General features: G+C 65.0%; 11 protein-coding genes. All 11 read right to left on the minus strand.

The window, feature by feature from the left end; translation table 11 throughout:
• Positions 1-3: 3 nt before the first annotated feature.
• The 11 genes from xrtA to VVT58_RS07375 all read right to left on the minus strand — a co-directional run bounded on the left by xrtA (position 4) and on the right by VVT58_RS07375 (position 13518).
• Positions 4-1530, minus strand: a complete 1527-nt coding sequence (gene xrtA / locus VVT58_RS07325) for an exosortase A (protein ID WP_327753570.1) — start codon at positions 1528-1530, stop codon at positions 4-6.
• Positions 1527-2756 (minus strand): TIGR03087 family PEP-CTERM/XrtA system glycosyltransferase, encoded by a 1230-nt coding sequence (locus VVT58_RS07330; RefSeq protein WP_327753569.1) that lies wholly within the window; start codon positions 2754-2756, stop codon positions 1527-1529. The genes xrtA and VVT58_RS07330 overlap by 4 nt, the downstream gene beginning before the upstream one ends.
• Entirely contained in the window at positions 2753-3814 is a 1062-nt protein-coding gene (locus tag VVT58_RS07335) for a FemAB family XrtA/PEP-CTERM system-associated protein (protein WP_327753568.1), read from the minus strand. The genes VVT58_RS07330 and VVT58_RS07335 overlap by 4 nt, the downstream gene beginning before the upstream one ends.
• Positions 3811-4656 (minus strand): XrtA system polysaccharide deacetylase, encoded by an 846-nt coding sequence (locus VVT58_RS07340; protein ID WP_327753567.1) that lies wholly within the window; start codon positions 4654-4656, stop codon positions 3811-3813. The genes VVT58_RS07335 and VVT58_RS07340 overlap by 4 nt, the downstream gene beginning before the upstream one ends.
• A gap of 7 nt (positions 4657-4663) precedes the next feature.
• Positions 4664-5890 carry an XrtA/PEP-CTERM system-associated ATPase gene (locus VVT58_RS07345; RefSeq protein WP_327753566.1) on the minus strand — a complete coding sequence of 409 codons (1227 nt, stop codon included), beginning with the start codon at positions 5888-5890 and terminating at the stop codon, positions 4664-4666.
• 30 nt (positions 5891-5920) lie between these two features.
• Positions 5921-7510: a hypothetical protein gene (locus VVT58_RS07350; protein WP_327753565.1), complete on the minus strand. Its 1590-nt coding sequence runs from the start codon at positions 7508-7510 to the stop codon at positions 5921-5923.
• Positions 7507-8427 (minus strand): AAA family ATPase, encoded by a 921-nt coding sequence (locus VVT58_RS07355; RefSeq protein ID WP_327753563.1) that lies wholly within the window; start codon positions 8425-8427, stop codon positions 7507-7509. Before VVT58_RS07355 ends, VVT58_RS07350 begins: the two co-directional genes overlap by 4 nt.
• Positions 8428-8440: 13 nt before the next feature.
• On the minus strand, positions 8441-9952 hold the full coding sequence (locus VVT58_RS07360) for an XrtA system polysaccharide chain length determinant (RefSeq protein ID WP_327753562.1): 1512 nt from the start codon (positions 9950-9952) through the stop codon (positions 8441-8443).
• A 1-nt stretch (position 9953) separates the two neighbouring features.
• A complete protein-coding gene (locus VVT58_RS07365; RefSeq protein WP_327753561.1) occupies positions 9954-10604 on the minus strand; it encodes an XrtA/PEP-CTERM system exopolysaccharide export protein in 651 nt (216 codons plus the stop codon).
• Between the two features lie 131 nt (positions 10605-10735).
• Complete coding sequence (locus VVT58_RS07370) at positions 10736-11968, minus strand: pyridoxal-dependent decarboxylase, exosortase A system-associated (protein WP_327753560.1); 1233 nt, start codon at positions 11966-11968, stop codon at positions 10736-10738.
• Positions 11965-13518 (minus strand): acyl-CoA ligase (AMP-forming), exosortase A system-associated, encoded by a 1554-nt coding sequence (locus tag VVT58_RS07375; protein WP_327753558.1) that lies wholly within the window; start codon positions 13516-13518, stop codon positions 11965-11967. Before VVT58_RS07375 ends, VVT58_RS07370 begins: the two co-directional genes overlap by 4 nt.
• Positions 13519-13536 lie beyond the last annotated feature (18 nt).

Genomic DNA, 13536 nt, shown 5'->3' on the forward strand with positions numbered 1-13536 from the left:
GTCTTAGCGGGTTCCGAGGCTGCGGTCAGCCAAATCCTTCACATTGCCCAGATCATGGAGAAAAGCGGTGATCGCGGCATCGGATGAGCCCCCTTCCCGTTCCTCCGCCGAGACCAAAATAGCGGCGGCACGCTGGTCGCCGCCCAGCAGACGGGCCTTCATAGTTTCCAACTTCACGAGATGCCCGCTGCCGGTGGGATTACCATTTCCAACGACATAGAAGCTCACCACATGGCGCACCACGCGACCGGGGCCGGTGATCTGCTCGCCCCGCGCATTGGCGGGCGCGGGCGCAGGCTGCGACCAAGTCCAGTCGCCGCCGGAATCGGCCGCCCCCTGCGCGAAGCCGACCAGTTCGCGGCCTTCATCCTGGCGGTCGAAGGTAGCGATGGCGAGGTCGACGACCTGCCCTTTCGCATTGCGGTAGTGCCCCATCGCCAGATAGTCGGCCCCGTCGAAGCGCGGACGCCAGGGATGGAGCGATGCTTCATCCGTCTGAACCCAACCCTTCACCTGCGGCATGGCGGGCGCGCCGGGCAGCAGCTTTCCCGTCGCAGCACTTGCAGCCAGCCACAGCGGCGCCGCGACGATGATCGCCAATGCACCGCCCGCAATCGCCCCCGTGGCCGATCCTCCCCTTTGCCGCAAGCGATCGGAATCGAACCAGGAATCGCCCGGCTTACGGTCGAAAAAGGGCCAGGCCGTGGCCATGACCAGCGTCATGATGACGGCAAAGAACACCCATCCATAGACGACATGGTCGAAGCCTGCCGCCGCATCGACCGTCGTCACCTCCGCGATGAAGATCGTGGCGAACGCCCGCACCCCATTGGCCAGGATCGACAGCGAAAGCGCCCCGGCCATGAAGGCGATCCGCCGTTTCCAACTGCTGAAACAGACATTGCAGACCAGCAGGCCATAGGCTGTCATGGCGATGACGAACTTGGCGCCGGAACAGGCTTCCGCCACCTCGAAATAGCCGCCGGGCGTGGTGATGAAGATGCCCTGCATCTGCGCGGGAACGCCGGTCAGGTGAAGCAGGACCATGCTGATATGCGCCGTCACCAACTGCAAGGGCGCGACGATTTCCTCACCGAAGGGCACCATGAAAAAGGCGTAGAATAGGGGAAAGAGAAGCGCCCGCGACACGGCCGGACCCAGCAATGCGATCACCGTTCCCTGAAGCATCAGGATCAGCGCGCCATGACGAACCACCGCGACACCCGCCGCCGCGCCCAGCATCCAGGCAAAGGCTCCCAGCACTAACCAGAGCAGCCCCGGCGCCCATGCCGTAGGTTCCAATCGGCGGAGGCCCGGCAAGCGCTGTTGCACCAGCCATGCGACCAGGATCGGGATGAACAGGCAATGGCCATAGGTGGAGGCATTCCACCAGATCGCCATCATGCCCAGCACATCGCGATGAAACAAAGCGAGGATGGCGAAGGCGATAATAGCAAGCACCCTCAGATGACCGCGCCAGCCTGCCAGTCCGGATTCGGCTGGCCCCAGCCGCAAGACGCGATCGATCATGCAGCCCTCATGTCGACGGTCGGCGGCGATCCGAACAGCATGTCCGGCAGCTTGGCCAGCGTCGCGGACCAGCGATAGCGCTCTTCCATCCGCATCCGTGCAGCCCGACCGAGACGTTCGGCGCGATCCCTGTCCGATAGCAATGCGACGATCTTGGCAGCCTCCTGCGCAGGATCGGCGGCGATCAGCAGATGCTCTTCATCCCGTGCGTCTATTCCCTCGGCGGCCTGCGGCGAAGCCACGACAGGCCGCGCCATCGCCATCGCCTCCAGCACCTTGTTCTGGATACCGCGCGCAATCCGCAGCGGCGCCACGACGACATCCGCCGCCGCCAGCCAGCCGCGCACATCGGGGACTGCGCCGGTCACGATCACGCCTGGCAGCGCCGCCAGCGCCTGAACCGGCTTGGTGGGATTACGGCCCACGATCGCGAAAACCACCTCCGGGCATTGAGCGTGGATCGCCGGCAGCGTTTCGCGGGCAAAACTTTCTACCGCCTCGACATTGGGGCGATAATCCATCTGCCCGGTGAAGACGAGCAGCGGCCCTTCCCGACGCTCCACCGAAGGGAAATCCGCCGCCGGATCGAAATAATCCAGCGCCACGCCATTATCGATGCCAACAATGCGATCCGGTCCGAGACCACTTGCCTGCCGGAACAAGGCCGCCTCCGCCTCGCTCACGAAAGCGCAAAGGTTGGCGCGCTCCGCCACCTTTCGTTCGAAGTCGAGCAACAGCCGCGCCTCGCGCCGGTTAATCCAGGCCATCGGGCCAGATCCCTGCGCGCCATAAGCGGCATATTTGGCCGAATCGAAGTCCACGAAATCCATCACGAAACGCACGCCGTCCGGCAGCACCGGCACGAAATGCGCCATTTGCGCGGAATAGGTCACAACCGCCTTGATGGGCCGCTCCGCCAGCGCCTTGGCTACCCAGCGATGTAACCCGGGATGATCGAACAGCGACACCAGCAGCGATTGCCCCGTCGCTAACCCTTTCAGCCCCGCCACCGCCCGCGAACGGTCCCGCATCAGCACGCACTGGCTGGCGGTCATCTTCGCCATGTCGGGCGCAAATCCCATATCCCGATCATCGTCGGCAAAGCAGCCGACATGGACGGGCGCGATCTGCGCCATCCGCTCCAACAGATGATAGGAGCGGATCTTGTCTCCCCGATCCGGCGGAAAGGGAATGCGGTGGCAGAGAAAGAGGATCTCCTCCGTCACCCCAGCCCCCGCGCAATGAACGGCCCGACCCAATTTGCGACCGGCAAAGGCAGCTTTTTCCAAAGCTCGATCCGCCGCTGATATTGCGGGCTGTTGGGATTGATGTCCCGCCGCTCGCCGGTCGCTGACCAGCTATGGTAGGATAGCGGCACAGGATCGAAGCCGAAGCTCTTCTTCCACGCCGCCTGACCGCTGCCCGTCTTGGACCGGCCGAAATCGAAGACACGCATCCCCCGCGACCGGCCATGCCCCATCAGGCGGTAATACATCAATTCATTGGACCGCAGCCGCCGCGCATCCGCGATGCCGCCGCCCCAGAAAGGCATCACCCGCCCCTGATGATAGAGAGTGAGCACCGCCGAAACCGGCCGATCGCCCTCCAGAACCACCAATATGTCGGCATCCTCGCCAAAGGCTACCAGCACTTCGCGGAACAGCCGCGCCGGAAAAACCGGCGTGCCGAGATTGCGCACGCTTTCCGAATAGACGCGATAATGCGCCTTCAGGTGCCGCGCCTCCCGCCCGATCTCGACCCGCAGCGCGTCATTCGCCAGAGCCTTGCGCAATTCGGCGCGATGCTTGCGCGGCACGGCCAGCAATTCCGCCTCATCGTCGCCCGCAATCGGCCGCGAAAAGCCGAGATGGCTCCCCCCATGCAAAGCCCAACCCTCGCCCGGCACCGGCCCGCCGCGCAGCTCGACCGAAGCGATGCTGCCATCCCGCGCCACGCCCTCGCAGGCTGCGGCCAGTGCGGACACCACCCCCGGATCGCTCGCGAGAATCCCGCCATCGACGGCAAAACCCGCCGACACCAAAGCCTGTCCAAAGAGCGCACTCTTCACATGATGCAGCGGCAGCAAGCCGACGATCTGTCCCGAAGGCGCCACCGCAGACAGCATATGCGCGCGATTGCCTGTCCCCCGCTCGACACCCAACAACCAGGCCGGGCGATGAAAGGGCGTCCCCTCCGGATGCGCCATGACAAACGCATCCGCCGCTTCCCGTTGAACCGGATCGGCAAGGTCCAGAGCCGTGACGAGAACTTCCCCCGTCTTCATGCCGCCCGCTCCGCTTCCTGCGCAGCCAGCGCGTCCACGCGGCCCCAGGAAAAATCGCGCGTCAGGCGGCGCAGCTTGTCGGCCATGACCGAAAGATTGGTGTAATGACGAAAGCGCGACCGCAGCGGCGCACCCTCCACACGCGGTTGGTCGGGATCGATCTCCCACGGATGGAAATAAATGATCGCGGGCCGCCGGTCCCGCCCATTCACCTGCCGGATCGCCCAGCGCGAAAAGCCGTAAGGCAGCAGCCGGAAAAACCCGCCTCCCCCCGCCGCCAGGGTCCGCCCAGCCAGCTTGGCCGTCGTCACCGGCAGTTCCACCAGCGGCGATCCCGCCACCGGCTTCCAGGCGAATCGCGGGCTTTCGGGCCAGCCATAATGATCGTGCCGGATCGGCGCGACGCTGCTGCTATAGGCATAGCCTTCCTCGGCCAGCACCTCATGCGCCCAGGGCACGCGCCGGTCGATGGAAAAGCTCGGCGCGCGATAGCCGGTCACCGCCTGCCCGCTCGCATCCTCCAATATCGCCCGCGACCGTCGCAGATCGGCGCGGAATTGCGCCCCGTCGAAGGTGAACACCCGCGCATGGTCATAACCGTGGCTCGCCACCTCATGCCCCACCTCGACAATCCGCCGCATCAGCGCCGGGTAACGCTCCGCCACCCAGCCCAAAGTGAAGAAGGTCGCCTTGACTCCGGCCTCATCTAACAGCGCCAGCACTTCGTCGGTGTTGCGCTCGACGCGGTGGATCAGCCCCCCCCAATCCTCGCGCCGGATCGTGCGCTCGAACGCGCCGACCTGGAACCAGTCCTCGACATCGACCGACAGGGCGTTCAGCATGACCCGATCAGGCGGCGGCGCTGTGCTGCGCGTCGCCCATCCGTTCCTCGCGCTCGACCCACTCGACCAGCAGCGTCAATACCCGGCGCAGCGCGGTATCCTGCTCGGTCACGCGGAACTCCAGCGTGGAGAGCCTTTCCTCGATCAGGGTGAAGCAGTCCTTGAGCGCTTCGGGATCGACGCTCGGCGCGGCGCGGGCAAAATCATTCTCCGCCCGCAGCGTCTCGATTTCCGCCTGCAGCGAAGCGATCTCATCCAGCAGGCTGATCGCCGGCTCCGTCCGCGCAGCGCGCAGCGCCTCGACCTCAGCCCGCAGCGCGGCAACTTCATCCGACACAATCGGAGCGGGCGCAACTTCAGGCGCTTCGACCAGCTCCTCCGCCTCATCCAGCACGCTATGCGCCATCGGCTCGGGCGTCACATCGGCGTCCGCGCCCATATCGGCCACGACCGCATAGACCACTTCGGCATCGATCACCGAAAGCTGATCCAGCGCGCCCAGCAGCAGCACCCGGCTTACCAGCACGTTGATCCGGCGCGGCACGCCGCCCGTCGCGGCATAGATGGCGGCGAAGGCCTCCGGCGTGAACTGCGGATCGCCCTTCCAGCCGACCAGCGACAGACGATGGAGGATATAAGGCTCAACCTCGCGCCGCATCATCGGGTCGAGATGATGGGTGGCGATCACGCGCTGGCGAAGCTGCTCCAGTTCCGGCGACTTCAGCAGATCGCGAAACTCCGGCTGGCCCAGCAGGAAAATCTGCAACAGCGACTGCCCGCCCAATTGGAAGTTGGAGAGCATCCGCAATTCCTCGATCGCGGAAATCGGCAGATTCTGCGCCTCGTCCACGATCAGCAGCGACCGCCGCCCCGCCCGCGCCTGCGTGTGCAGATAGCCCTCGATCTGCCGCAAAATCTGCGCCTTGGGCATGGCATCCACCGCAAGGCCGAAGCTCTGCGCTGCCAGGCGCAGCATGTCGTCGCCCTCCACCTGGGTCGAGACGATCTTCACCGCCGTCAGCCGGGAAGGATCGATGGTGTTCATGAGGTGCCCGACCAGCGTGGTCTTGCCCGCGCCGATATCGCCGGTGATGACGATGAAGCCCTCCCCCTGCGCCAGACCATAGCCGAGGTAGGACAACGCCTTGCGATGGGTCGCGCTCTCGAAATAGAAATGCGGGTCCGGCGTTAGCTGGAACGGGCGTCCCTGCAATCCGTAGAACTGATCGTACATGCCTAATTCTCCACCCGATCGGGCATTTGCTTAAAATGTATAGCGCAGGCCAAGCTGACCCATGGCATTGATGACGGCATCCAGCTGATCCGCCTTGGCACTGTCGATGCCGAGCGAGGCCGACGCCTGAAGATTGCGCGTGACGAGCCGGTAATAGCTGGTGAAGGCGCCCAGATTCAGCACGTCCAGACGATTGCCGCTGGCATCGAAATAATTGGCATAGACCGCCGTATCGATGCTCGACTGGCTGTCCACGCGATAAGTAAGCGAGGCATTGCCGTACCAATTCTGGTCCTTGGTCCCGCGCACGAACACCGTCTCACCCGATGGCGTCACGAACTTGCGCTGCGAATAGCCAAGGCCGATCCCCATGCCCCACGGCCCGCGCTCCGCCGCAAATTGCGCCGCGACGCCGCGATAGCGGAAATTGGCGCCCGTTATGCCCGCCAGCGCATCGTTGAAGCACTGCCCGCCGCCGGTTGTGGAGAAAGCGCAGCCGGTGAAGTCGCCGGTAAAGGGATTGCGCACCAGATTGAGGTTGCTGCCCGACAGCGCCGCCACATCGGATGTGATGACCCTTCCGAAGCTATCGATCCCGTCGAACACCACCAGAGCGAACGACTTGTTCCGCCCCTGCCAGATGAAGCTGCCCGAATAGGTCATGCCGCCATAGCGCTCACCCACCCGCGCCGTCAGCGAAGTGCGATGGCTCGGCCGCCAGAGCACGCCCACATCCCAGATGATGTCGTCGAAATCATAGATGAGCTGGCGCGGCGAGCTTTCATCAGTGACGTAACGCCCACTCGAAGAAATCACTGGCACGCCATTGCCGTCGAGCAAGGGCGAACGCTGGCTGATCTTCATGTCCTCATAGCCGACGCCGCCGATCAGGGCGACCGTCGGCGACACCGGCAGCGTCGCGTCAAGCCGTGCCCATTTATCCTCGAACCGCTGGTCGAGCTGGCTCGCATCCTCCCGGCTGTAGCCCGCGCTGGCGACAAGGCCGAGCGGCATCCACACGCCCGGCCCGACACCGACAGAGCCCATCAGATCGTGCGTGGTCGAATCCGCAAATCCATTGCCTAGCGACGCGCCGGGGAAGTCGACATTCACGTCATCCTCGACTCGCGCATAGCCGAGCCGATAGGAGGCGCTGACGTCCAGATCACCGAGCCGCGTGATATAGGACGGCCCGACATAGCCGGCATAGACCTGGCTGCTGTAACCGTCATTGCGCACCGAAGCACCCGATAGCCCATCGGTCCGCACCCGCGTCGCAAGGCCACCCGCATTCAGCGTCAATCCGCGCGCAACGCTATATTGCCCGCTGACGATGCCGCTGATGATATCCTGATCGCTAAGGTCATCGCCCCAGCCGAAGCTGTGCGCATATTGCAGGTCCGCCGACGCTTCCATGCGGCGCGTCTGCACGCTGGCCGTCACGCCTGCTGTGACATTGGTGTAGGTCAGCACGTCGCCGCCGCCCTTGATCGGCGCGACCACGACCTGATCGATGCCGAGATAGGGCGTGACGTCGACCTTGCGCTGCTCGTCCCGCGCAAAGGCGGGCGAGGCCAAAGCGATCCCCGCAAGAACAAGGGAGAAGCGAGAGATCGTCACCCCGCATTCCCCTGCCCATAGTAGCTGCCGAAGCGTCGCCCCCCGGTCGAAAAGCGCACGCCGTTCAGCAGCAGCTTCACCTTGGACGCGCCCTTCAGCAGTCCCGCCGCATCGCGCAGCGCACTCTCGGTGGTCCGGTCTGCCCGCACCACCAGCAGAGCGACGGCAGCATGGCTCGCCAGCACCGCCGCAGGAGAAGCCGCCAGCAGAGGCGGCGAATCGAACAGGATGATGCGGTCGGGCCGCCCTTCGGTCAGCCGATTGAGCAACATCTCCGTCCGCGCCGACGCAAGATATTCGGTGTCATTGTTGCTGCGTTGACCAGCAGGAAGCACCGAAAGCGACGGAATGTCCGTGCGCAACACGCAGTCCTCGATGGCAATCGCCGGATCGGCCAGCGCATCCATCAGCCCCGCCCCGGCCGTCAGCCCCAGAGCTGCCGGAATCCCCGGCTTGCCGAAATCGGCGTCGACCAGCAGGATTTCCCGCTCCTTCTCCGCCGCCAGGCTGAGCGCCAGGTTGATCGCGCAAAAGCTCTTGCCCTCGCCGCTATGGGCCGAGCAGATCAGAACCCGGTTGCCCCGTGCATTGCCCGCCAGCTCCGCGAGCAGATCGCGCTTCAACAGCCGGAATTCCTCGCTCATCGCAGTGACCGGGCCATCGGGCAGCAAATAGCCCGCCTCGACCAGCGCGATCCGGTCGATCGGCTGCACCGGCCCGGTCCAGTCCGGCGCGCGATAGCCGGGTTCCGGCACCTCGACGGCAACCGGCGCAGACTGCGCAACCTCAACGACCGCTTCATCCTGCGGCACTTCCACCGCAGGCGCAGCGCGCCCCCGCAAAGCCGCGCTGAAATCGTAAATCTCGGTCGCCCGCTCGATCAGCGAGCCGCCGGACAGGGACTTCATCTTGTTCATCGTCCGTCCCCCTTCAGGCCAGCCCGCGCTGGATAAATTCGATGACGACCAGCAGCAGGCACAATGCCGCCAATGCACCGCTGGCCCCCGCAAACCATTTCAGCCGCTGCTTCTCCAACGCGACCTGCGCCGCGCTGACGGTCTGGCTGATCGATCCGATCACCGGCACGCCCAGCGCCTTCTCCAGCCGCGCCGCATTGGGGAAACCGCCCTTGAGCTGCGCCATGGCGAAGGCCGTCCCGACGCCCGCGCCCATCCCGACGATCAGCACAACCAGCAACAGCAACGGCCGATTGGGCGCCGCCGGTGCGGTGGGCAGGCTGGGCGGATTGATCACGCGGAACTGGACCGACCCCGTCTCGCTCTTCACATCACCCCGCAGGCGGATTTCCTCGCGGTCGCCCAACATCTTGTCATATTGCGTCTTGAGCACCTGATAGTCGCGATCGAGCCTCTCCTGCTCTGCGGCGAGGCCCGGCTCATCCGTCTGGCGCGAGGCCATGGCATTGAGATCGGCCTGCAACTGCGCCTTGCGAGCGGAAAGCCCTTGTACGGTCGCGGCGCGCTCCGCCTGCATCGACCTGATCGAGAGATAGGCGGGGTTGGGTGTGCTGCCCGCCCCGCCATTCCCCTGCCCCCGCAGCAGGTCGACCTGCCGCTGGGCCGCGATCACGTCCGGATGGCTGCTGGTGAAGCCCCGCGCGCGCATGGAGGCAAGGTCAGCCTGCGCCTGCGACAGCGCCGAAGGCCCGCCCGAAACGCCCATGCCCGGCAAGGTCTGCGGCGTGCCCGCCAACTGCCCGTTCATCGCCGCCAGAGCGCTCTGCGCCTGCACGAGTTGCGAATCGATGGAATTGATCTCTGACCGCGCCGCATCCATCCGCTGGCCGATCGACCCCGCACCCGGCAGCATCCCGGCATAGCGCTGTTCGAATTCGACGCGGCGCTGTTCGGCGGTGGCAAGCTGCTTGCCCCGCTCGGCAAGTTGCTGGTCGAGAAAGGCCAGGCTCTGCTTCGTCTCGACCTTGTCGGACGACAGGTTGGTTTCCTGGAAAATGTCGACCAGCTTCTGCACGATCTGCTGCGAAATGCGCGCATTGGCGCCGTCCGACAGGCCGGAGTCCGCCGATGTCGCGCTGATGTCGATCATGCTGGGGTCAAGCTGCGCGACCACGGTAATGCCTTCGCGCAACTTGGTGATCTTCGCCGCCATGTCGCGCGGACCATCGACGGTTTGGCTCAGGTCGGTCTCCTTGACCACTCGCTCCAGATTGGCCGTGCTGGCCAGCGTCTGGCGCACGCGGTCCAGATCCTGCTGCGACTGGACCTGGGTGATGCCCACCTTGTCCTCCAGCAGCGACTGGGTGTTCACATAGACCCGCGCCTTGGACTCATAGCTGTTGGGGATGAGCGCCACGCCCAGCCAGCCGAGCAGGCACACGCCCCAGGCGACGCCCAGCGCCAGCCAGCGCCGGGTCCAGATGCCATGCAAGACGACCAGCAGTTCGTCGACGATCGCCGCCATGTCAGAACATGCTTTCAGGGATGATGATGACGTCGCCGGGCGACAGCATGACGTTCGCCTTGCTGTCGCCGCGCTTCAGCAGATCGCCGATGCGGAGCTGATATTCCTGCTGCTTGGCCGTTTCGCGGTTGAAGCGCACCAGCCGCGCCTTGTTCCCCGCCGCATATTCGCTGAGGCCGCCGACGGAGATCATCGCGTCCAGCAGCGTCATGTTCGCGCGATAGGGGATCGACGCCGGCTTTTCCGTCGCGCCGACGATCCGCACCTGCTGGCTGAACGTGCCGGAGAAATTGTTGACGATCACCGACACCAGCGGATTTTCGATATATTTGGACAGCGCGACCTTCAGGTCGTCGGCCAGTTGCTTGGGCGTCTTGCCGACGGCGGACATATCCGAAATCAGCGGCGTGGTGATGCGGCCATCGGGACGCACCTGCACCTTCGCGCCCAGATCTGGGTTACGCCACACGAAGATGGTGAGGTCGTCCAGCGGACCGATCACATATTCCTCGCCCGGCCCCTCCTGGGTCGAAACGAAGGACGCAGACGGCAATTGCTGCCCACCGCCCGCGGCACAGCCTGTTATGGCCGACAAGGCCAGAGCAGGCAGCGATGCGCCGATCAACGCCCTGGAAACCGACACGAAACGCATGATCTTCACCCTCTTGCTTGCCGCGCGCAAAGGGCCGCCAAGGGGGCAAGGCGGGCCGTCAAGCACGGGCTTTGACCGCCTTCTTGCCCGCAAAGGGTAAATATACCGTTAGGAGTTAAGTTATTGGCAAATCAGCCAAGTAGAAGCTCTTGAGGACTTGGATGACCAAGAAAAGCGGCAGGGCTGGCAGAGGCGCCATAGGCTCCCGCAAGAAAGATCGCGATCAGGTCGCCCTCCTCCACGGGCGGCAGCGCGACCTTGTCCCCCAGCTTGTCGATCGGGGTGCAAAGGCACCCAACGACCGTCACGGCTTCCTCCGCGGGCGCCTCTCCAAATCGGTTGGCGACGGCAATGGGATAGTTGCGCCGGACCACCGTGCCGAAATTGCCGCTGGCCGCCAATTGGTGGTGCAGGCCTCCATCGACCACGACGAAGCTTTCGCCCTGGCTTTTCTTCACGTCGACTATGCGGGTCAGATAGACCCCCGCCTCACCCACCAGCCAGCGGCCCAGTTCCATGGCGAACTCGCTGTCCTTCAGAATGTCCTCCCGCCGGTCGAGCAGCATAGCCAGCGCATCCCCGATGGGCCGAATATCCAGCCGCTCATCTCCCGGAAAATAGGGAATGCCGAAGCCCCCACCCAGATTGACCAGCGGCGGCGTCACGCCCACCGCGTCCGACAAGCGCGTCGCAAGGCCGATGGTCGCCGCCTGCGTCTCGATCAACGCTGCCGCGCCCAAAGCCTGGCTCCCGGCAAAGATATGCCATCCCCGCCAGTCCGCCCCTGCCCCGATCACCCAACGCGCCAGATCCGCCGCCCGCTCCGCATCCACGCCAAAGGGCTTGGCACCGCCGCCCATGCGCATGCCGGAGCCTTTCAGGTCGAAATCCGGATTCACCCGCACCGCCAGCTTCGGCGTCTTCCCGCGCCGCTCGCCCAGCGCGATAGCCCGCCGCGCCTCGCCTTCCGATTCCAGGTTGATCGTCGCGCCGCTGTCGATCGCGACGATCAGCTCATCGTCGCGCTTCCCCGGCCCGGCAAAACTGATATGCGCGGCACTCATTCCCGCTTCCAGCGCCCGCGCCAGTTCCCCGCCCGATGCCACGTCGAAGCCGTCGACCAGCTTCGCCATCCGCTCCAGCAAGGGCGCATAAGGATTCGCCTTCACCGCATAATGGAGCGCCAACGCAGACGGCATGGCGTCGCGAAAAGCGCGCACCTGCCTCTCCACGATCCCCATGTCATAGACGAACAGCGGCGTATCGCCCGCTTCATCGACCAAGCTCGCCGCGCCGCTGCCGCCGATCAGCAACATGCCCTCCTCGCCCTCGAAAAAGGGCGGGATCGGACCCATGGGCTTCATGCGGCATACTCCTTCGCCAGCGCCACGCGGTCGATCTTGCCATTGGGATTGCGGGGAAATTCGGACAGCATGACGATCTCGCGCGGTTGCATGAAATTGGGCAGCTCGGCCTTGAGCCGCGCCTCGACCTCCGCCTTTAATTCGAACGAAGCGCCGCGCAACAGCAACAACACCGCCTGCCCCAACCGCTCATCCTTGACGCCCAGCGCCACCGCTTCGGCCACGCCCTCGACAGCGACGGCGGCTTCCTCGATCTCGGTCGGACTGATGCGATTGCCCGCCGACTTGATCATCGCATCGTCGCGCCCAACGAAATAAAGCAAGCCTTGGCCGTCCCGCCGCACCGTATCGCCCGACCATACCGCCATGCCGCCATAGCGCGACGCTGCGGGAGCCGGCTTGAAGCGCTCCGCCGTGCGCGCCTCGTCCCGCCAATAGCCCTGCGCCACCAGCGGCCCGCAATGCACCAGCTCGCCCGGCTCGTCATCGCCCGCAACGCTGCCGTCGGGCCGCACCACCAATATCTCCGCATGGGGAATGGCCGATCCCATGCTGTCGGGATGGCTGTCCACCAGCGCCGGCGGCAAATAGGTCGAGCGGAAGGCCTCGGTCAGCCCATACATGGGATAGAGATCCGCCTGCGGAAACAGCGCCCGCAATTTCGCCACGAGAGGCCGGGTCAGCGCCCCGCCACTATTGGTAAGCCGCCTGAGCTTCGCCGCCACCTCCTCCGGCCAATCCAGTTCAGCGAGTTGCACCCAGAGCGGCGGCACGCCTGCCAGCGTGGTGATATCCCGCCGGTCGACCGACTTCACCACATCGCGCGGCGTCAGATAATCGAGCGGATAGACGCAGCCTCCGGCGAACCAGGTGGAAAGCAACTGATTCTGCCCATAATCGAAGCTGAAGGGCAGCACGCAGAGTGTCCGGTCTTCCGCCGTCAGCTTCAGATAATCCGCAACCGCCACCGCACCGAGCCACAAATTGCCATGGCTCAGCATCACCCCCTTGGGCCGCCCGGTGGAGCCGCTGGTATAGAGGATCGCCGCCAAGTCATCCGATCCGGCGTCGGAAGGCTCCAGCGCCTCGCCGCCGCTCATCGCGCATGCCGCATCGTCCTCCCGGTGCAGGCGGCACCCCACGGGCACGTCGCCCGCCCCCAGAGTCGTCAGCCGACTCGCCGTTCCGATCAGCAGCGACGCGCCGCTGTCGGCCAATATATGCGCCACCTGCGCGTGCTTGAGCAGCGGATTGACCGGCACATGCACCAGTCCCGCCCGCGGCGCGGCGAGCGGCATCAGCGCCGCCACCGGCCCCTTGGCGATCCAGCTCGCGACTCGCGCGCCCTTTTCCAGCCCGAAACCCGCCAGCCAGGCCGCCAGCCTGCCCAGCGTCACTTCCAGCTCGGCATAGGTCTGCTTGCCCGATCGGCCGTCCAGCGCCGGCCGCGCCGGATCGCCGCGCAGCAGCAGATGATCGATCGGCCGCACTTCCGCGCCGTCGACCGTCATCGGTCCGGTTACCGGCTTTGGGGGATCGCTTAACTCCATCTCCAGACTTTTTTCCTA

The organism is Sphingobium sp. SJ10-10, from assembly GCF_036038995.2.
In the GTDB taxonomy this organism is placed as follows: Bacteria; Pseudomonadota; Alphaproteobacteria; order Sphingomonadales; family Sphingomonadaceae; genus Sphingobium.

Coding starts and splice junctions, on each gene's coding strand:
- xrtA (WP_327753570.1), bottom strand. CDS start 1,530: ATGATCGATCGCGTCTTGCGGCTGGGGCCAGCCGAATCCGGACTGGCA.
- VVT58_RS07335 (WP_327753568.1), bottom strand. CDS start 3,814: ATGAAGACGGGGGAAGTTCTCGTCACGGCTCTGGACCTTGCCGATCCG.
- VVT58_RS07340 (WP_327753567.1), bottom strand. CDS start 4,656: ATGCTGAACGCCCTGTCGGTCGATGTCGAGGACTGGTTCCAGGTCGGC.
- VVT58_RS07345 (WP_327753566.1), bottom strand. CDS start 5,890: ATGTACGATCAGTTCTACGGATTGCAGGGACGCCCGTTCCAGCTAACG.
- VVT58_RS07355 (WP_327753563.1), bottom strand. CDS start 8,427: ATGAACAAGATGAAGTCCCTGTCCGGCGGCTCGCTGATCGAGCGGGCG.
- VVT58_RS07360 (WP_327753562.1), bottom strand. CDS start 9,952: ATGGCGGCGATCGTCGACGAACTGCTGGTCGTCTTGCATGGCATCTGG.
- VVT58_RS07365 (WP_327753561.1), bottom strand. CDS start 10,604: ATGCGTTTCGTGTCGGTTTCCAGGGCGTTGATCGGCGCATCGCTGCCT.
- VVT58_RS07370 (WP_327753560.1), bottom strand. CDS start 11,968: ATGAAGCCCATGGGTCCGATCCCGCCCTTTTTCGAGGGCGAGGAGGGC.
- VVT58_RS07375 (WP_327753558.1), bottom strand. CDS start 13,518: ATGGAGTTAAGCGATCCCCCAAAGCCGGTAACCGGACCGATGACGGTC.